This window comes from Pseudomonas sp. GW822-FHT06B12, assembly GCF_058799675.1.
Map to the genome: position 1 here is coordinate 173,483 of NZ_JBXALR010000009.1, position 18,781 is coordinate 192,263.

The window sequence follows — 18,781 nt, forward strand, 5'->3', positions numbered from 1 at the left end:
AAAAAAGTTCTAGATTTATTCTTCAAACCATTAATATAGTTATATACCGTCGCTGATGCCCGTGGCGTCTAACTGCTTTGAGGGATTGATATGAAGCTTCAACAATTGCGCTACATCTGGGAAGTGGCGCACCACGACCTCAACGTTTCCGCTACTGCCCAAAGCCTGTATACCTCGCAGCCGGGCATCAGCAAGCAGATCCGTCTGCTGGAAGACGAGTTGGGGGTCGAGGTTTTCGCGCGCAGCGGCAAACACCTGACACGAGTCACCCCGGCCGGTGAGCGAATCATCACCACCGCCGGCGAAATTCTGCGCAAGGTCGAAAGCATCAAGCAGATCGCTCAGGAGTTCTCCAACGAGAAGAAAGGCACCCTGTCGATTGCGACCACTCACACCCAGGCACGTTATGCACTGCCACCGGTGATCAGCAATTTCATCAAGCAATACCCGGACGTTGCGCTGCACATGCACCAGGGCTCGCCAATGCAGATCGCAGAAATGGCCGCTGACGGCACCGTGGATTTTGCCATTGCCACCGAAGCGCTGGAGCTGTTCGGCGACCTGGTGATGATGCCGTGCTACCGCTGGAACCGTTGTGTTGTCGTGCCGCAAGGTCACCCGCTGACCAAGTTGCCGAAGCTGACCCTCGAAGCCTTGGCTGAATACCCAATCGTGACGTACGTGTTCGGTTTCACCGGTCGCTCGAAACTTGACGAAGCCTTCAGCCATCGCGGCCTGACCCCGAAAGTGGTGTTCACCGCCGCCGACGCCGACGTGATCAAGACCTACGTTCGCTTGGGGCTGGGTGTCGGTATCGTGGCGAAAATGGCGGTCGACACCAAGCTCGACAACGACCTGGTGGTGCTCGACGCCAGCGAGCTGTTCGAATCCAGCGTGACTAAAATCGGTTTCCGTCGCGGGACTTTCCTGCGTGGCTTCATGTGCGACTTCATCGAGAAATTCGCCCCGCACCTGACTCGCGAAGTGATGGCCAAAGCCATCCAGTGCCACAACAAGCAGGAACTGGAAGAACTGTTCGACGGCGTTGAACTACCGGTTCATTGAGCCCGTACAGGCCACTAGATAACCTCGGTGACAGCGAATTGTTGCCGAGTGCCCGCCACCACGATCTCCACCTCATCCCCCTCGAACTTGCCCAGCAGGCTTTTGCCCAGCGGTGAGCGCGGGGTGATGACGGTAATCAGTTGCCCCACCAGATCAACCTTCAATCCGGCCGCATCAGGGGCCAGGAACAGCCATTGCTCGCGGCCCTTTTCGTCTTCCAGACCCAGCAGCGCACCGACTTCAATTCCGCGCTGCTCGTCATAAGGCCGCAGACTCAGGTTCTGGCACAGCGTCAGTGACTGCCTGATTTCCTCCACCCGCTTGGCCTGTCCGGCCGCCAGATAAGACGCCTCCAGTCCCAACGTGTCGTACTTGTTCTCGGCGATGTTTTCTTCGTGGGTCGCGGTTTCGTACGCGGTTTGCGCCGCGCGCTCAGCGATGTCGAGATCGATCGCAAGCTTTTCCAGAATCAGGTTGTGGACCGTGTATTTGTTCATGATCAATCGCAGAATTGCAGGACGTTGGCGCGGCTTTTTTCGCTGGGCGCGGTTTGGTCTTGCTGTAGCCAGAACTGGCATTTCGGGTTGGACAGGTTGCGGGTATTGCTGCGTGCCTGATCGAGGGTTTGCTGTTGCGCCTGTTTGCGCAGGTTTTCCTTGTACTGCTCAAACATCGGATTCTCGGGCGCCGGGTAGACTGCCGCTGGCTTGGGCTGAGTCATTTGGTGCGCGGCTTCTGCAAGCGGGGCGAGTTGTTCGTTGGGCAGCAGTTTCGACAGCAGCCAGCAGGTCAGCGCGATGGCCAGAAATCCTAGCCACAATCCCACGGCGATGCTGGCAATCAGTTGCAACGGACTGAGTGTGATGGACATCGTGCGGCGAGTGGGTGGGCGGTAGGGCATGGCTGCCTCCTGGCGAGAGTGATGGGCGGCTGCGATTGTCGCATGAAGATTAATCGGCGTCGGCTCTTCTGCATGCAACGATTTATGCGGACAATTGAGGTCTTTGCCCTACGGAGCCCGGAATGAAAGTCGACTGGGATATTTTCTGCACGGTCGTCGACAACTACGGCGACATCGGCGTGACCTGGCGCCTGGCCAGGCAGTTAGTGGCCGAGCATCACTGCGCGGTACGGCTATGGGTCGATGACCTGCGGGCGTTCGAACGCTTGTGCCCTGAACTCGATATCAGTGCTGCCCGGCAGTGGCAGCAGGGCGTCGAAGTCTGCCATTGGCCGACTGACTGGCAACCGGCAGATGCCGCCGATGTGGTGATCGCTGCTTTTGCCTGTCAGTTGCCACATGCCTATATGGAGGCAATGACGGCCCGCGAAAAGGCTCCGCTGTGGATGAACCTCGATTATTTGAGCGCCGAAGACTGGATCATCGGCTGTCATGGCTTGCCGTCGGTAAAGTACAAGCAGGTGCAGAAGTACTTCTTCTTCCCGGGATTTCAGGCCGGCACTGGCGGCTTGCTGCGTGAGCGCGGATTGCTGGAACGGCGTGAGCAGTTTCAACGCAGTACCGAGGCGCAGCGCGAATTCCTGCAAGGGCTGGGCGTTGATCGCGCCGACGGTGCACGGCTGATTTCGTTATTTGCCTACGAGAATGCCGGGTTGGCCGATTGGCTGGACGTCATGGCCGGCGACGCTCATGCCACTCATCTGCTGGTGCCCGAGGGGCGGATTCTGGGCGATGTCGAGCGTTGGCTGGGCGTTGAAGGGCTTTGTGTTGGCGCGATACAAGTGCGCGGTGCGTTGACCGTGCAGGTGCTGCCGTTCGTCCGACAGGATCAATACGACTTGCTGTTGTGGAGCTGTGATTTCAACGCAGTACGTGGGGAGGACTCGTTCGTCCGCGCGCAATGGGCGGCTCGGCCAATGCTGTGGCATATTTATCAACAGGAAGAAGATGTCCACCTGGATAAACTCGAAGCTTTTCTGACGCTGTACACCGCAGGCCTTTCACCGGCGGCAAAAACGGCGCTCGTCGGGTTATGGCGAGCCTGGAACACCGGCGCAGGAATGGCTGAGGCATGGGGCGCGACGCAGGAACACTGGCCAGAACTGCAAAAACACGCCCAGGCGTGGTGTCTGGAACAAGCTTTGCAGGCGGATCTTGCTGCGGCGCTGGTGCAGTTTTACCTAAATTGGATATGATACGCGGCCTAGATTTTTGTAAATCCCATCCAAATTCGGATATTCGCAATGAAAACTGGTAAAGAACTGAAACCCGGTACGGTGATCCGTCTCGAAAACGACCCTTGGCTGGTTCAGAAAGCTGAATTCACCAAGTCCGGTCGTAACAGCGCGATCATGAAGACCAAGCTGAAAAACCTGCTGACCGGTTACAAGACCGAGATCGTTTACAGCGCCGACGACAAACTGGACGACGTAATCCTCGACCGCAAAGAAGCGACCCTGTCCTTCATCAGCGGCGACACCTACACGTTCATGGACACCACTGACTACACCATGTACGAGCTGAACGCTGAAGACATCGAAGCCGTTCTGCCTTTCGTTGAAGAAGGCATGACCGATGTTTGCGAAGCGATCTTCTTCGAAGAGCGTCTGGTTTCCGTAGAGCTGCCGACCACCATCGTGCGTCAGGTTGACTACACCGAAGGTTCCGCTCGCGGTGACACTTCCGGCAAGGTGATGAAGCCTGCCAAACTGAAGAACGGTACCGAGCTGTCGGTTGCTGACTTCATCGAAATCGGCGACATGATCGAGATCGATACCCGCGAAGGCGGTTCTTACAAAGGCCGCGCTAAATAAGCGCAGTTTTTGCAGGAAAGAAAAAGCCCGACCATTGAGTCGGGCTTTTTTGTGCGCGTCTGTTGGGTGCGGGCACTCAGACAGTGACGTGCAGGCGAACGTCTACATTGCCGCGAGTGGCGTTGGAGTACGGGCAGACCTGGTGCGCAGCGTCGACCAGCGCTTGCGCGTCAGCGTGTTCCAGACCTGGCAGGCTGACGTTCAGGTCGATGTCCAGACCGAAACCGCCAGGGATCTGACCAATGCCAACATGGGCAGTGATCGAGGCGTCATCGGGGATTTTGCGCTTGGTCTGGCTGGCGACGAATTTCAGAGCACCGATGAAGCAAGCGGAGTAACCGGCCGCGAACAGTTGCTCAGGGTTGGTCGCTGCACCGCCGGCACCGCCGAGTTCTTTTGGCGTGGCGAGTTTGACGTCGAGGATGTTGTCGCTGGAAACGGCGCGACCATCACGGCCACCGGTAGCGGTCGCAACTGCGGTATAGAGAGTTTGCATGGTATAGGCCTCATTCAGGTTGGCTTGATCGCGCTAAAGGTTTGCGCGCTAAGTAAGTTCGAAATAAATGTATCCCGCTAATGTTTTGCGCGCAAGATAAATTTTGAAAAATTTTGCCGCACAAAAAAATGTGGGAGCGAGCTTGCTCGCGATTACGGTCCGTCAGCCAACATCGATGTTGAATGTGAGTCCGCTTTCGCGAGCAAGCTCGCTCCCACAGGGGATGTTTGATGGTTTGATGGTTTGATGGTTTGAGGATTAGAGGCTGTCTTGCAAATGACTGCGCAGGTTCTGCAGATCGGCTTGCAGCTTGCGCATCTGCTCCAGGGTCTGGCCGCTGGCGCCAAGGATGCACGGTGGAACCTCCCGGGCTTTTTCCCGAAGGGCACGACCTTGTTCGGTCAGCTCGACAATCACCACGCGTTCATCTTCGCGGCTGCGGGTACGGCTCAGCAGGCCTTCGGCTTCCAGGCGTTTGAGCAACGGGGTCAGGGAGCCGGGGTCGGTCAGCAGGCGTGTGCTGATTTCTCCGACGGTCAGCCCGTCGCGCTCCCACAGCACCATCATTGCCAGGTACTGCGGATAGGTCAGGCCGAGGGCTTGCAGCAAGGGTTTGTAAACCTTGGTCATCAACAGTGAAGTGGAGTGCAGGGCAAAGCACAGCTGGTTATCCAGCAGCAGGTTGTCGCAGTTGTCCGGGGTGTTGCTGTGGGTGGTCATGTTCAAGCCTTGATCATTGATCTTCATGAATCTAGCGGGCGAGTCTTTAATGCGCCAGATAATTTTCGCCTGCAGCCGACCAAAGTCTCTTTGCTGTGCATTTCCCTGTCAGAGTCGACTGCGTAGGATGCGAGGCTTGATGTGAGGGGAAACGTCTGTGATTGAGTTAGTGATGTATCTGGTGCTCGGCGCTGCCCTCGGCACTGTAGGCGGTGTGTTCGGGATTGGTGGTGGCTTGATCGCGATTCCCGCGCTTGGCGTACTGTTTGGCCTGGATCAGCAGATTGCTCAAGGCACGGCGCTGGTGATGGTGGTGCCGAACGTGATGCTGGCGCTGTGGCGCTATCACCAACGTAATCGCATCGAACTGCGCCACGCGTTGCCGTTGGCCTCGATGGGCTTCTGCTTTGCCTGGATCGGTTCGATCTGGGCGGTGGGCGTTGACGCACAGGTGATGCGCGTTGGTTTCGTGGCGTTCCTGATTGCCTTGTCGGCCTACAACCTGCTGCGGATGTTCATCGCCACTGCGCCGGCCGCGTCGCAGATGCGTTACTCATGGCCGTGGCTAGGCGTGTTGGGCGCCGCGTCGGGGACCATGGGCGGGTTGTTCGGCGTGGGCGGTGCGGTGGTGGCGACGCCGGTGCTCACCAGCCTGTTCGGCACCACGCAAGTGGTGGCTCAAGGATTGTCACTGGCGCTGGCCTTGCCTAGCACCGGCGTCACGCTGGTGACTTACGCGGTCCATCATCAAGTGAACTGGAGCATCGCACTGCCGATGGCGGCAGGCGGGTTGCTGAGCATCAGCTGGGGCGTGAAGATTGCCCACTCGATGCCGGAGCGTATGTTGCGCGGGTTATTCTGCGGCTTTCTGGTGCTCTGCGCGGTGATGCTCGCCTTTAAAGTTTGAAGCCTTCGACAATGTGCTCCGCCAGGCATTCAGTGATGGGCGAAGGGTTGTTCAGGTTGCGCACCAGCATGATGCTGGCCTCGGGCAACAGGGGCAGGCCTTCAGCCTCGCCGAGGATGCGCATGTCCTGGGTAATCAGGCTTTCCAGTTGCGCGGTGACCGCCAACCCGGCGCTGACCACCGCCATGATCGCCGACAAGCTTGAGCTGTTGTAGGCGATCCGATACTCACGCCCGGAAGCGTCCAGCGCATTGCAGGCCCAGATCCTGCAAAAACAATCGCTGTTGAACATCGCCAGGGGTAACGGTGTTTGCTCGTTGGGGCTGAAGCATTGCGCCTGCGCCCAGACAAATCGTTCCTTGCGCAGCAACTGGCCGATCTCGCTGCCGGGTTCGCGGGTGACGATCGACAAGTCCAGATCCTGACGCAGCAGTAGCTGCTTGGATGACTCGCAATGGACTTCGATCTGAATCAGCGGATAGGCCTGGGCAAAGCGCGAGAGGATGCCCGGCAAGAACCGCATGACATAGTCATCCGGGGTGCCGATGCGCACCGTGCCGACCATGTGCGGCTCACGCAGGGTGTTGAACACTTCGCTGTGGAGTTTCAGGATTCGCCGCGCATAACCCAGTAGCACCTGACCCTCGGCGGTCAGCTTCACCTGACGGCCATCGCGCTGAAACAACTGGCGTTGCAACACATCCTCTTCCAGCCGTTTCATTTGCATGCTCACCGCCGATTGCGTGCGATTGACCAACTCGCCAGCGCGGGTGAAGCCACCCTGATCGGCAATCGCGACGAAGGTGCGCAGGACTTCCGTATCGATACTCGGGTAGTTGCTCAATTCATCAATCTCCGAGATGTGTTGCATAAGAAACATTCGTTGGATTGATCTTAGCTCCGGCGCGAGACTTGAGCCATCCACAACGGAGGGCAAGACGATGAAAGGTCAAAAAGGTTATGTACTGGCGCACAGGTTTTCATTCCACGGTTTCTCACTGCGTCACTTGTGGGAGAAAGTCAGCGGCTGGTACGAGGTCCGCCGCGAACGTGAGCTGTTGGCCAGCATGAGCGACGAGGCACTCAAGGACATGGGGCTCAGCCGCGCTGATGTAGAGCACGAAGTCGCCCGGCCATTCTGGGATGACCCAATGCACAAATGAGTACCGAACCGCTACACAAGAAGCTTCACACTGAGGTAGTTTGCGAGCAGACAAGGAGATGTACATGCCCGCAGAACTGTCCTTATCCCTCAAACAGGCTCGGCGTCTGGCGCTGGCCGCCCAGGGTTTCTCCGGGCGCCAGCCGCCAGCGGCGATCAAAGCCAGTCAGCTCAACCGCCTGATCGAACGCCTGGGCATTCTGCAAATCGATTCGGTCAACGCACTGGTGCGCTCGCACTATCTTCCGCTGTTCTCTCGTCTTGGCAACTACTCCGTCGACTTGCTCGACCAGGCCGCCTGGAGCCAGGGTCGACGGCGCACGTTGTTCGAATACTGGGGGCATGAAGCGTCGTTGTTGCCGCTGTCGATGTATCCCTTGATGCGTTGGCGCATGCAGCGCGCGGCGCAAGGCGAGGGGATTTATCAGCAACTGGCGCGTTTCGGTCGCGAACAGCAAGAGACCATTCGCCGCGTCCTGGCCTCGGTTGAGGAGTTGGGTGCGCTCGGAGCCGGCAGTTTGTCGACGCGTCAGGAACGGGCCGGTCCATGGTGGGACTGGAGCGCTGAAAAGCATGCGCTGGAATGGTTGTTCGCGGCCGGCGAAGTGACGGTGGCGGGACGTCGCGGCTTCGAGCGTCTTTACGATTTGCCGGAGCGGGTGATTCCCGAGTCGATTCTCAAGCAACCGCAGCTCGGCGAACCGGAGGCGCAACGCGGTTTGCTGCTGCACGCCGCGAATGCGCTGGGTGTCGGCACCGAAAAGGATCTGCGCGACTATTTTCGTTTGAGCCTGACTGAATGCCGTAGCGGTCTGGCCGAGCTGGTTGAAAATGGTGAGTTGCTGGTGTGCCGGGTGCAGGGTTGGAAGCAACCGGCGTACTGCCTGGCGAACCCAAAAGTACCGCGCAAGGTCGAAGCGAGCGCGTTGCTTTCGCCGTTTGATTCATTGATCTGGGAGCGCAGTCGAACCGAGCGATTGTTCGATTTTCGCTATCGGCTGGAAATTTACACGCCACCCGACAAACGGGTTTACGGCTATTACGTGCTGCCGTTTTTGCACAACGAACGAATTGCTGCACGGGTCGATCTGCGGGCTGAGCGGGCGTTGGGCCGGTTGGCGGTGCATGCGGTACACGAAGAAGAGCCGGGCCTGGATGGCGAGGGGATGCAGGCGTTAGCGGCGAATCTGCGGCAGATGGCCGATTGGCTGGGGTTGGAACAGATTCAGTTGAATTGCCCAAGGGCCAGTGCGGCGCGGTTGCGGGTGGCGTTGGCGCAGATTGGCGGTGACTGATCTGACGCTATCGCGAGCAGGCTCGCTCCCACAGTTGACCGAGTTAAATCGCAAATTTGCGACCAGCATAGATCTAGTGTGGGAGCGAGCTTGCTCGCGATAGCGGTGTATCAGGCAACACAAGGTTTACCGATTTAGCGCCGAACCTGCTTCAGGGTCTCGGCAATCAAAAACGCCAACTCCAGCGATTGATCGGCATTCATCCGAGGGTCGCAGTGAGTGTGGTAACGATCCGATAAGCCATCTTCAGTAATCGGCCGCGCGCCGCCGATGCATTCGGTGACGTTCTGCCCGGTCATCTCGATATGAATGCCGCCGGCATAGGTGCCTTCAGCTTCATGGACCTGGAAGAACTGCTTCACCTCGCCGAGGATCTGCGCGAAATCCCGGGTCTTGTAGCCGCTGCTGGCCTTGATGGTGTTGCCGTGCATCGGGTCGGAACTCCAGAGCACTTTCTTGCCTTCGCGTTCCACTGCACGAATCAGTTGCGGCAGATGGTCGCCGACCTTGTTCGCGCCCATGCGCGCGATCAGGTTCAGGCGGCCCGGGTCGTTTTCCGGGTTGAGCACATCGATCAACCGAATCAGGTCTTCGGTGTTCATGGTCGGGCCGACCTTGACCCCGATCGGGTTGTTCACCCCGCGCAGGAACTCGACATGCGCGCCGTCGAGCTGACGCGTGCGGTCGCCGATCCACAGCATGTGCGCCGAGCAGTCGTAGTAATCGTTGGTCAGGCTGTCGCGACGTACGAAGGCTTCTTCGTAGTTCAACAGCAGCGCTTCGTGGGCAGTGAAGAAACTGGTCTCGCGCAATTGCGGCGAAGTGTCCATGCCGCAGGCGCGCATGAACGCCAGGGTTTCATCGATGCGGTCAGCCAGGTGGCTATACTTTTCGGCCAGCGCCGAATTGGCGATGAAGTCCAGGTTCCACTTGTGCACTTGATGCAGGTCGGCAAAACCGCCCTGGGCAAAGGCCCGCAGCAGGTTCAGGGTCGCGGTGGACTGGTGATAGGACTGCAACAGGCGATCCGGGTCCGGCACGCGGCTTTTTTCGTCGAAACCGATCCCGTTGACGATGTCGCCACGGTAGGCCGGCAAGGTGACACCGTTGATGGTTTCATCATTGGCCGAACGCGGCTTGGCGAATTGCCCGGCCATGCGCCCGACTTTTACCACCGGACAGCCGGCGGCGAAGGTCATGACGATCGCCATTTGCAACAGGACTTTGAAGGTGTCGCGGATTTTCGCCGCCGAGAATTCGGCGAAACTTTCCGCACAGTCGCCACCTTGCAGCAGAAACGCCCGGCCCTGAGTCACCTCGGCAAACTGACGGCGCAACTCCCGGGCCTCACCGGCAAACACCAATGGCGGATAACTGGCCAGGCTTTGCTCGACCTGTCGCAAATGCGCAGCGTCAGGGTAGTGGGGTTGTTGCTGGATCGGCAGGGCGCGCCAGCTGTCAGGGCTCCAGGGTTGGCTCATTATGGACTCTAGTGTTTTACGATCGGACCTTCATGTTATCAGCAATTAGTGCGTGACCTGTTCCCGAAGCTTGGCGGACAATCGCGCCTTTGCCGCGCCATGCGGAACGAATGATTGCGTTGCCGGGGATCAGCCCGATAACGACCAGGAGATGAAATGACTGAGGAGCGCGTCGAGCATTTGCTCGCCGAGGTGCACGATGAATTCGGCATGATCCGGGTGCTGGAAGTGGCGGATTATCGCTTTCTCGAATTTGGCGACGCCATCGAGCAGAGCTGTGTGTTCACCGCCGACCCGAGTTGGCTCGAGTACGATTACACCCGTGCAATGCTGATTGGCGCGCTGTGCCATGAGCAGCCGGACAGCGCGCTGTTTCTGGGTCTGGGCGCCGGCACCCTGACTCAAGCGTGCCTGAAGTTCCTGCCGCTGGAAGACGTCGAAGCGATCGAGTTGCGCCCGGACGTACCGCGTCTGGCCATCGAATACCTGGGGCTGGACGACGATCCTCGTCTGTATATCCGCATCGGCGACGCTCTCGAGCTGCTTGAGACGGCTGAATCGGCGGATCTGATATTCGTCGACCTTTATACCGATGTCGGTCCGGGTGTCGGTCATTTGGCCTGGGGGTTTCTGGAAAACTGTCAGAAACGCCTGAATCCGGGCGGCTGGCTGGTGATCAATCAATGGGCGACCGATGACGGCAAACCGTTAGGTGCGGCATTACTGCGCGGGCTATATCACCGGCATTATTGGGAGCTGCCGGTGAAGGAGGGCAACGTGATCCTGATCGTGCCATCCGACCTCGATCAGGAGTTGGATATGCAAGGCCTGACCGCCCGCGCCGAAGCGCTGGCGCCTCGCTTGGGTTATTCGTTGCAGTCGCTGATCAAGGCGATTCGCCCCGCCACTTGAGTTGTCTGTGAGGGCCTCATCGCGAGCAAGCTCGCTCCCACAGGGTCTTGTGAACACCGAAAGTCCAATGTGGGAGCGAGCTTGCTCGCGATAGCTTTCTTGCTACCAACACACTTTTAAAGCCCTTTGAAGACTCCGGGGCGTTTCTCGATCAACGACCGCACGCCTTCCTTGGCGTCTTCGCTGTTGAGCAGTTTTTTGACCAGCGGTGGCAAACCCAATGCCGCTGCTGTTTCTCCCTCCAGATGGGCTTGACGTGCGGACTGCAAGGTCGCCTGAACCCCCAGCGGTGCCTGCCGGGCAATGCGTTCTGCCAATTCAATCGCACGAGGTAACAGGTCTTCGCTGGCCATCACCTCCTGCACCAGCCCCAGACGCAACGCTTCGTGGGCATCGAACTCATCGCCGGTCAGCAGCCAGCGCATGGCATTGCCCCAACCGGCAATCTGATGCAGGCGCAAGGTTGCACCGCCAAAGGGGAAGATGCCGCGCTGCACTTCCATCTGCGCAAAACGGGTGTTGCTGGCGCAGAGGTTGATATCGGCGGCCAGCATCAGCTCGATGCCGATGGTCAGGCAATAGCCCTGAGCCGCAACAATCACCGGTTTGCTGACCCTGGGCCCGACGAACACTCCCCACGGATCGCAACCGCCGGCCGGCGCCTGCCAGCCTTCGGCCAACGCAGCGCTGACACTCGCCAGGTCCAGCCCGGCGGTAAAGTGCTCGCCATGACCGAACACCACCGCAACGCGAGCCTCGCTGTCGGCTTCGAACTCGCCATAGGCCAGGCTCAGCGCGTTGAGCAGATCGAGGTCAAACGCATTGCGTTTAGCCACCCGGTCCAGCCCGATCAACAGCACATGACCGCGCCGTTCACGGGTGACACGACTGCAATCAGGTTGATTCATGGGGTATTTCCTCGGGCGGGCAGGGGGAGTCAGACCGAAGGTCAGGGCCTGAAAGATGAACCGTTTAAGCGTCATGACCAACAGGGCCGGGCCTTTGAAAAATAGACCGTTGCACGATTATCCGCAAAGCCTGTGACACAACGGTGTATGCGGGGATTTTCCGACAAATAAAGCTCCCTTTTTCGGCGAATTCCGGTATAGTGCGCGCCGGTCTTTAGCCAGGCCGCGTTTAGGTAGCGCAATTCCCCGAAGTCAGCTTCGGCTGCACGTCCGCACAGCGGACTCTTCCTTGACGAATCTTTTTCATTCATTCGTTTTCGCAAATCCCCGCCGACAAAGCAGCCAGGGCGACTCTTGAGTCTTACACGGCATGCGCAGCTTTGGAGCATGGGTCTTTGCGGATGCACTTAGAGGCAGACCCATGACCCAGGAAACCGGCGGCTTCGCCGCTTTTAATCTTAATCCGAATATTCTTGCAGCCGTCATTGCGACTGGCTACGAAGAGCCTTCGGCTATTCAGCAGCAATCGATCCCGATCATCATGGCCGGTCACGACATGATTGGTCAGGCGCAAACCGGTACGGGTAAAACCGCTGCGTTCGCCCTGCCGATCCTGCATCGCATCGATCCTGCCAAGCGCGAGCCGCAAGCCCTGATCCTGGCGCCAACCCGTGAGTTGGCGCTGCAAGTAGCAACCGCTTTCGAAACCTACGCCAAGCAAATGCCGGGCGTTACCGTTGTGGCCGTTTACGGCGGCGCGCCGATGGGCCCGCAACTGAAAGCAATCCGTAATGGCGCACAGATCGTTGTCGCCACTCCGGGCCGTCTGTGCGACCACTTGCGTCGTGACGAAAAAGTGCTGGCGACCGTGAACCACCTGGTTCTCGACGAAGCTGACGAAATGCTCAAACTGGGCTTCATGGACGACCTGGAAGTTATCTTCAAGGCCTTGCCGGCAACCCGTCAGACCGTATTGTTCTCGGCTACCCTGCCGCAGTCGATCCGTGCCATCGCCGAGCGTCACCTGCGCGATCCGCAGCACGTGAAGATCCAGACCAAGACTCAGACCGTTACCGCGATCGAACAGGCTCACCTGTTGGTTCACGCTGACCAGAAGACCTCGGCTGTATTGAGCCTGCTGGAAGTTGAAGACTTCGACGCCCTGATCATGTTCGTGCGCACCAAGCAAGCGACCCTGGACCTGGCCAGTGCCCTGGAAGCCAAAGGCTACAAAGCCGCTGCGCTGAACGGTGACATTGCTCAGAACCAGCGTGAGCGCGTGATCGAATCCCTCAAGGATGGCCGTCTGGACATCGTTGTGGCGACCGACGTTGCTGCTCGTGGTCTGGACGTTCCGCGTATCACTCACGTTTTCAACGTTGATATGCCGTACGACCCAGAGTCCTACGTTCACCGTATCGGCCGTACCGGCCGTGCCGGTCGCGAAGGTCGTGCACTGCTGCTGGTGACTCCACGTGAGCGCCGCATGCTGCAAGTGATCGAGCGTGTAACCGGTCAAAAGGTTGCTGAAGTTCGCCTGCCAGACGCTCAAGCTGTTCTCGATGCACGCATCAAGAAACTGACCAACAGCCTGTCGCCGCTGGTTGCCGATGCCGAATCGACTCACGGTGATCTGCTGGATCGCCTGACTGCCGACATCGGTTGCACCCCGCGTGCACTGGCCGCTGCGCTGCTGCGCAAAGCTACCAACGCTCAGGCGCTGACCCTGGCTGCGATCGAGAAAGAACGTCCACTGGTGCCGAACAATGCACCGCGTGGCGATCGTCCAGAGCGTTCCGGTGATCGTCCGGACCGTGGTGACCGTGAGCGTCGTGCTCCGATCCCATTGGCCGAAGGCCGTGCTCGTTGCCGTACCGCGCTGGGTGCGCGTGATGGTATCGCTGCCAAGAACCTGCTGGGCGCCATCCTTAACGAAGGTGGTCTGGCTCGTGAAGCAATCGGTCGTATCCAGGTGCGTGACAGCTTCAGCCTGGTCGAGTTGCCGGAAGATGGTCTGGAGCGTCTGCTGACCAAACTGAAGGACACTCGCGTTGCCGGTAAGCAGCTGAAACTGCGTCGCTATCGCGAAGATTAATCCGCTCTCGGGCTGATTGATCGCACATAAAAAATCCCCGACTGGTTCGGGGATTTTTTTTGCCTTCTATTTTTTGTGTCTGGCCTCTTGAGCGGAGTCGCTCCCATCGCGAGCAGGCTCGCTCCCACAGATGCCGCAGATCCAATGTGGGAGCGAGCCTGCTCGCGATGGGGGCGACGTGGTGTATCGGTCAGCCAAAACGATAAATGTCCATCCCCAAGGCACCCATGGTGAATCCTTGGTGGGCGATGCTGAAATCACCACCGGCGCCGCGGGCAAAGTACAGCGGCAGCAAGTGTTCGTCGCTGGGATGACTGCGCACGGCATTCGGGGCTTGCTGGCGATAATCGTGCAGGGCAGCTTCATCGTTTGCGGCGAGCTTTTCAATGATCCAGTCACGAAAGGCCTTGGCCCAGGGTTCGACGCTTTCCGGACCGGCATGCCAGTCCAGTTCGCGCAGGTTGTGCGTGATGCTGCCGGAACCAATCAGCAGCACGCCTTGCTCGCGCAGACTGGACAAGGCACGACCGACGCGGGTTTGCAGGGCAGGGCCGAGACGACTTGGTAGCGACACTTGCACCACCGGAATGTCGGCCAGGGGATACATCAGTGACAGCGGCACCCAAACACCATGATCGAACGGGCGCTGGCTATCGAGCTGTGCCGGCAAGCCATCCGCCTTGAGTAACTCGGCGACCTGCGCCGCGAGCTCCGGCTGGCCGGGTGCGGGGTATTGCACCGCGAACAGTGCTGCGGGGAAACCGCCGAAGTCGTGCCAGGTTTCCGGTTGCTCAGCGCTGCCGACGCGCAGGTCCTGGCTTTCCCAGTGTGCGGAAACGATCACGATGGCCTTGGGTTTCGGCAATTCGCTGGCCAGACGGGCCAGCGCCGGGCCACTGGCGCCGGGCTCCAGTGCAAGCATGGGGGAACCGTGAGAGATAAACAGGCTGGGGAACATGAATAAGGTCCTGAGCGTTAAGATGGGAACATCTTCAGTCAGATCATTGATCTAAATCTAATATAAGTTTTAGGGCATATTGATCGAATTTTCAGGGGGGATTTATGCAGCCAGAGTTTTGGCAAAAGCGTTGGGAGCTCAATCAGATCGGCTTCCATCAGTCAGAGGTCAATCCTTATTTGCAGCCGTACTGGCCGCAGTTGAATCTGAAGAAGGGCTCTCGGGTGCTGGTGCCACTCTGCGGGAAAAGCCTGGATCTCGTATGGCTGGCAGCGCAAGGGCACCAGGTGTTGGGCGTCGAGTTGTCGGAAAAGGCCGTGGAAGATTTTTTCCGTGAGCAGCAACTTACGCCGCAGATCACCGAGCAAGGTGCCTTCAAGGTCTACCAGGCGGGAGCCCTCGCGTTGTGGTGCGGAGATATTTTCGGCCTGACCGCAGACGATGTGGCCGATTGTGCGGCTGTCTATGATCGAGCAGCGTTGATTGCCTTGCCGCCGCCCATGCGCGATCAATACGCTGCGCACCTGAACCGGATTTTGCCGTCAGCCTGTGAAGGCTTGTTGATTACGATGGATTACGATCAGGCGCAGATGGCCGGGCCACCCTTTGCTGTGCCGGATGAAGACGTGCAGGCGTTGCTGGGTGGTCGCTGGCAGCTTGATTTCTGTGAGGTGCGGGACATTCTGGGTGAGAGCTGGAAGTTCCTCCAGGCTGGCGTTACGCGGCTTGAAGAGCGGGTATATAGATTGATGGCTCGCTAAACAGCAAAAGATCGCACGCCAGCTCCTACAGAGGAATGTGATCTCCCGTAGGAGCTGGCGAAGCCTGCGATCTTCTGATCTTCAAGACATAAAAAAGGGGCGATCAGATCGCCCCTTTCGTATTACCGCAGAACCTCTCAGCCGCGACGACGCAAGGCGTCGATACGCTCTTCCAGTGGCGGGTGGCTCATGAACATGCGAGCGAACCCTTGCTTGATGCCACCGTTGATGCCGAAGGCATTCAGGGTGTCCGGCATGTGCACCGGCAGGCCTTGTTCCGAGCGCAGGCGCTGCAGAGCGCCAATCATTGCGCTGGTGCCGGCCAGGCGGGCACCGGCTTCGTCTGCACGGAATTCGCGTTTGCGCGAGAACCACATGACGATCGAGCTGGCCAGGAAGCCCAGTACCAGTTCAGCGAAGATGGTCGCGACATAGTAGGCAATGCCTTGGCCTTCTTCGTTCTTGAAGATCACCTTGTCGACGAAATTACCGATGATCCGCGCGAAGAACATCACGAAGGTGTTCACCACGCCCTGGATCAGCGCCAGCGTCACCATGTCGCCATTGGCCACGTGGCCGATTTCGTGGGCCAGAACGGCTTTCACTTCGTCGGGCGAGAAACGCTCGAGAAGGCCCTGACTGACCGCGACCAGCGCGTCGTTCTTGTTCCAGCCGGTGGCGAAGGCGTTGGCCTCGTAGGCCGGGAAAATCCCGACTTCAGGCATTTTGATTCCGGCTTCGCGAGACAGCTGCTCAACAGTTTGCAGCAGCCATTGTTCATGGCGAGTGCGCGGCTGGCTGATGATTTGGGTGCTGGTGCTCATCTTCGCCATCCACTTGGAGATGAACAGCGAGAACAGCGAGCCGGCGAAACCAAAGACCGCACAGAAAATCAGCAGCTGATTGAGGTTGAGATCAACCCCATTGGCCGCCATGAACCCGTTGAAGCCGAAAAGGCTCAGGGTGATGCTGGCAATCAGCACGACCGCCAGGTTAGTGGCCAAAAACAGCAGGATGCGCATCATGGTTGTAGAAATCTCCTCATGCTAAATATGTAGCGTACTGCGGGGTATATAAGGTGCCGCATCGGGCTATTCAACCGGGTGACTATTTCAAACTGTGTCCTACAGCTGGATTCTAAACGCTTGCAGGGCAATTCCGACGTCGCCTGAAGAGATATTTGGCTGGATTTTGTTTTCACAAGTCCCGCCGCTGTTAGGCGTAACCGCCAGCCGCGTAAATCCGCCAGCACTCAAGGTGCTGTCGCAGTCGGAGGATGGAAATGTGTTGCTGAATTAATCGCCGAGGGCCTTTCAGAGGCCCTCGGCGTTATCGAGCTTACTGGCGATAGGACTTGAGGAAATTGCCGATCCGACCGATAGCCATGTCCAGATCGTCGACCCGTGGCAGGGTCACGACGCGGAAGTGGTCCGGCCATGGCCAGTTGAAGGCCGTGCCCTGGACCACCAGCAGTTTTTCCGAGAGCAGCAGGTCGAGCACGAACTTTTCATCGTTGTGGATCGGGCAGACTTTAGGGTCGATCCGCGGGAAGGCGTAGAGCGCGCCCATCGGTTTGACACAGCTGACGCCCGGGATGTCGTTGAGCAGTTCCCAGGTACGGTTGCGCTGTTCAAGCAGGCGCCCTTGCGGCAGCACCAGATCATTGATGCTCTGATAACCGCCCAGCGCGGTCTGGATCGCGTGCTGGCTTGGCACGTTGGCACACAGGCGCATGTTGGCCAGCATGTCGATGCCTTCGATGTAGCTTTGGGCGTGATGCTTGGGGCCGGAAATGGCGATCCAGCCGGAGCGGAAACCGGCAACCCGATAGGACTTGGACAGACCGTTGAAGGTCAGGCACAGCAGGTCCGGTGCCAGGGAAGCCGTGCAGATGTGCACGGCGTCGTCGTACAGAATCTTGTCGTAGATCTCGTCGGAGAACACCACCAGATTGTGCTGACGAGCCAGTTCCAGCATGCCCAGCAGGACTTCTTTGGAATACACCGCGCCGGTCGGGTTGTTCGGGTTGATGATCACCAGAGCCTTGGTGTTCGGGGTGATCTTGGCCTTGATGTCGGCCAGGTCAGGCCACCAGTTGGCTTGTTCGTCGCACAGGTAATGCACCGGATTGCCGCCAGCCAGGCTGACTGCGGCAGTCCACAGCGGGTAGTCGGGGGCCGGGACCAGCACTTCGTCGCCATTGTTGAGCAGGGCCTGCATCGACATCACGATCAGCTCGGAAACGCCGTTGCCCAGGTAGATGTCTTCGATGCCGACACCTTCTACCTGTTTCTGCTGGTAGTACTGCATGACGGCCTTGCGCGCACTGAACAGGCCTTTGGAATCGCTGTAGCCCTGGGCGGTCGGCAGATTGCGGATCACGTCCTGGAGAATTTCATCGGGCGCTTCGAAACCAAAAGGCGCCGGGTTGCCAATGTTCAGCTTGAGGATGCGATGGCCTTCCTCTTCCAGGCGTTTGGCGTGCTTGAGCACTGGGCCGCGAATGTCGTAGCAGACGTTGGCGAGCTTGTTCGATTTGCTGACCTGCATGGCGATGTGTTCCCGAAAATGAACGATCCAGACGCTGTATGAACTACCGTACTGGGAATCCTGCGTTTTCACACACGCCTGGCGCCTGGGGTCATCGCACCAAAATCCGTTTGAATGCGGGTAACGCGGCTGCCAGACTGGCGATTAACGAGGCGCAATCATACGTGCCGCCTGATCCGTGGAAAAGGTACAGATCAGGCTTTTTCAGATGCAGAGGTATGACAATGGAAAAGTTGGAAAAAACCCTGGAAGAATGGCGGGAGATGCTCGACCCGGAGCAGTACAACGTTTGTCGTCTGAAGGGCACCGAGCGACCGTTCTCGGGCAAGTACAACGGCACCAGAACCGACGGTGTCTATCACTGCATCTGCTGCAACGAGCCGTTGTTCGATTCAAAAGCCAAGTTCGATTCAGGCTGTGGCTGGCCGAGTTTCTATGAGCCGATCGGCGAGAGCGCGATGGTCGAGATCCGCGATATCAGCCACGGAATGATCCGCACTGAAGTGGTCTGCGCCAAGTGCGACGCGCACCTGGGCCATGTGTTCCCGGATGGTCCGCCACCGACCGGTTTGCGTTACTGCATCAACTCGGTGTGTCTGGACCTGGTGCCCCGCGAATAACCCGAGCCATGTAGGAGCTGCCGAAGGCTGCGATCTTTTGATCTTTCGCTTTGGACTCAATTGGCTCAAGTACAAA

General features: G+C 58.5%; 20 protein-coding genes. 10 read left to right on the forward strand and 10 right to left on the reverse strand.

Annotated elements, in window-relative coordinates:
* Positions 1-90 precede the first annotated feature (90 nt).
* Positions 91-1,065 carry an HTH-type transcriptional regulator CysB gene (gene cysB / locus AC1RKH_RS20445; protein WP_003183769.1) on the forward strand — a complete coding sequence of 325 codons (975 nt, stop codon included), beginning with the start codon at positions 91-93 and terminating at the stop codon, positions 1,063-1,065.
* 14 nt (positions 1,066-1,079) lie between these two features.
* Here the strand turns inward: cysB and AC1RKH_RS20450 are convergent, their stop codons facing one another.
* Positions 1,080-1,562 carry a GreA/GreB family elongation factor gene (locus tag AC1RKH_RS20450; RefSeq protein ID WP_493063235.1) on the reverse strand — a complete coding sequence of 161 codons (483 nt, stop codon included), beginning with the start codon at positions 1,560-1,562 and terminating at the stop codon, positions 1,080-1,082.
* A gap of 2 nt (positions 1,563-1,564) precedes the next feature.
* Positions 1,565-1,966 (reverse strand): hypothetical protein, encoded by a 402-nt coding sequence (locus AC1RKH_RS20455; RefSeq protein ID WP_493063234.1) that lies wholly within the window; start codon positions 1,964-1,966, stop codon positions 1,565-1,567.
* A gap of 122 nt (positions 1,967-2,088) precedes the next feature.
* Here AC1RKH_RS20455 and earP point away from each other — a divergent pair, with 122 nt between their 5' ends.
* Together earP and AC1RKH_RS20465 are read left to right on the forward strand one after the other, a co-directional pair.
* Complete coding sequence (gene earP / locus AC1RKH_RS20460) at positions 2,089-3,222, forward strand: elongation factor P maturation arginine rhamnosyltransferase EarP (protein ID WP_493063233.1); 1,134 nt, start codon at positions 2,089-2,091, stop codon at positions 3,220-3,222.
* A 48-nt stretch (positions 3,223-3,270) separates the two neighbouring features.
* Entirely contained in the window at positions 3,271-3,840 is a 570-nt protein-coding gene (locus AC1RKH_RS20465; RefSeq protein WP_007943632.1) for an elongation factor P, read from the forward strand.
* A gap of 76 nt (positions 3,841-3,916) precedes the next feature.
* Here AC1RKH_RS20465 and AC1RKH_RS20470 read toward each other — a convergent pair whose 3' ends face one another.
* Positions 3,917-4,336, reverse strand: coding sequence for an organic hydroperoxide resistance protein (locus AC1RKH_RS20470; protein WP_123428952.1), 420 nt, complete (start codon positions 4,334-4,336; stop codon positions 3,917-3,919).
* Between the two features lie 258 nt (positions 4,337-4,594).
* Positions 4,595-5,056 (reverse strand): MarR family winged helix-turn-helix transcriptional regulator, encoded by a 462-nt coding sequence (locus tag AC1RKH_RS20475; protein ID WP_493063345.1) that lies wholly within the window; start codon positions 5,054-5,056, stop codon positions 4,595-4,597.
* A gap of 172 nt (positions 5,057-5,228) precedes the next feature.
* Between AC1RKH_RS20475 and AC1RKH_RS20480 the strand changes: the two genes are divergently transcribed.
* The gene (locus AC1RKH_RS20480; protein WP_493063344.1) at positions 5,229-5,963 is read left to right on the forward strand and encodes a sulfite exporter TauE/SafE family protein; all 735 of its coding nucleotides are present in this window, start codon (positions 5,229-5,231) and stop codon (positions 5,961-5,963) included.
* Here AC1RKH_RS20480 and AC1RKH_RS20485 read toward each other — a convergent pair.
* Positions 5,953-6,807, reverse strand: a complete 855-nt coding sequence (locus AC1RKH_RS20485; RefSeq protein ID WP_493063343.1) for a LysR substrate-binding domain-containing protein — start codon at positions 6,805-6,807, stop codon at positions 5,953-5,955. The genes AC1RKH_RS20480 and AC1RKH_RS20485 overlap by 11 nt on opposite strands.
* 97 nt (positions 6,808-6,904) lie before the next feature.
* Between AC1RKH_RS20485 and AC1RKH_RS20490 the strand changes: the two genes are divergently transcribed.
* On the forward strand, positions 6,905-7,126 hold the full coding sequence (locus tag AC1RKH_RS20490) for a DUF1127 domain-containing protein (protein WP_493063232.1): 222 nt from the start codon (positions 6,905-6,907) through the stop codon (positions 7,124-7,126).
* A 64-nt stretch (positions 7,127-7,190) separates the two neighbouring features.
* Positions 7,191-8,420 (forward strand): winged helix-turn-helix domain-containing protein, encoded by a 1,230-nt coding sequence (locus tag AC1RKH_RS20495; protein WP_493063231.1) that lies wholly within the window; start codon positions 7,191-7,193, stop codon positions 8,418-8,420.
* Positions 8,421-8,554: 134 nt separating this feature from the next.
* On the opposite strand, the gene AC1RKH_RS20500 is transcribed toward AC1RKH_RS20495, so the two are convergent.
* On the reverse strand, positions 8,555-9,901 hold the full coding sequence (locus tag AC1RKH_RS20500) for a class II 3-deoxy-7-phosphoheptulonate synthase (protein ID WP_493063230.1): 1,347 nt from the start codon (positions 9,899-9,901) through the stop codon (positions 8,555-8,557).
* Between the two features lie 156 nt (positions 9,902-10,057).
* Here AC1RKH_RS20500 and AC1RKH_RS20505 point away from each other — a divergent pair, with 156 nt between their 5' ends.
* The gene (locus tag AC1RKH_RS20505) at positions 10,058-10,813 is read left to right on the forward strand and encodes a spermidine synthase (RefSeq protein WP_123428940.1); all 756 of its coding nucleotides are present in this window, start codon (positions 10,058-10,060) and stop codon (positions 10,811-10,813) included.
* A gap of 116 nt (positions 10,814-10,929) precedes the next feature.
* Here the strand turns inward: AC1RKH_RS20505 and AC1RKH_RS20510 are convergent, their stop codons facing one another.
* Positions 10,930-11,721 (reverse strand): crotonase/enoyl-CoA hydratase family protein, encoded by a 792-nt coding sequence (locus tag AC1RKH_RS20510; protein ID WP_493063229.1) that lies wholly within the window; start codon positions 11,719-11,721, stop codon positions 10,930-10,932.
* A 421-nt stretch (positions 11,722-12,142) separates the two neighbouring features.
* Here AC1RKH_RS20510 and AC1RKH_RS20515 point away from each other — a divergent pair, with 421 nt between their 5' ends.
* The gene (locus AC1RKH_RS20515; RefSeq protein WP_123428936.1) at positions 12,143-13,816 is read left to right on the forward strand and encodes a DEAD/DEAH box helicase; all 1,674 of its coding nucleotides are present in this window, start codon (positions 12,143-12,145) and stop codon (positions 13,814-13,816) included.
* 190 nt (positions 13,817-14,006) lie between these two features.
* Here the strand turns inward: AC1RKH_RS20515 and AC1RKH_RS20520 are convergent, their stop codons facing one another.
* Positions 14,007-14,774, reverse strand: coding sequence for a DODA-type extradiol aromatic ring-opening family dioxygenase (locus AC1RKH_RS20520; protein WP_493063228.1), 768 nt, complete (start codon positions 14,772-14,774; stop codon positions 14,007-14,009).
* A gap of 104 nt (positions 14,775-14,878) precedes the next feature.
* Between AC1RKH_RS20520 and AC1RKH_RS20525 the strand changes: the two genes are divergently transcribed.
* Positions 14,879-15,535: a thiopurine S-methyltransferase gene (locus tag AC1RKH_RS20525; RefSeq protein WP_493063227.1), complete on the forward strand. Its 657-nt coding sequence runs from the start codon at positions 14,879-14,881 to the stop codon at positions 15,533-15,535.
* Positions 15,536-15,672: 137 nt separating this feature from the next.
* Here AC1RKH_RS20525 and htpX read toward each other — a convergent pair whose 3' ends face one another.
* Together htpX and AC1RKH_RS20535 are read right to left on the reverse strand one after the other, a co-directional pair.
* Complete coding sequence (gene htpX / locus AC1RKH_RS20530; RefSeq protein WP_071554338.1) at positions 15,673-16,560, reverse strand: protease HtpX; 888 nt, start codon at positions 16,558-16,560, stop codon at positions 15,673-15,675.
* Positions 16,561-16,873: 313 nt separating this feature from the next.
* Positions 16,874-18,085 carry a pyridoxal phosphate-dependent aminotransferase gene (locus AC1RKH_RS20535; RefSeq protein ID WP_054596362.1) on the reverse strand — a complete coding sequence of 404 codons (1,212 nt, stop codon included), beginning with the start codon at positions 18,083-18,085 and terminating at the stop codon, positions 16,874-16,876.
* A 224-nt stretch (positions 18,086-18,309) separates the two neighbouring features.
* Between AC1RKH_RS20535 and msrB the strand changes: the two genes are divergently transcribed.
* Complete coding sequence (gene msrB, locus AC1RKH_RS20540) at positions 18,310-18,705, forward strand: peptide-methionine (R)-S-oxide reductase MsrB (protein WP_123428928.1); 396 nt, start codon at positions 18,310-18,312, stop codon at positions 18,703-18,705.
* The last annotated feature ends 76 nt before the right edge of the window (positions 18,706-18,781 follow it).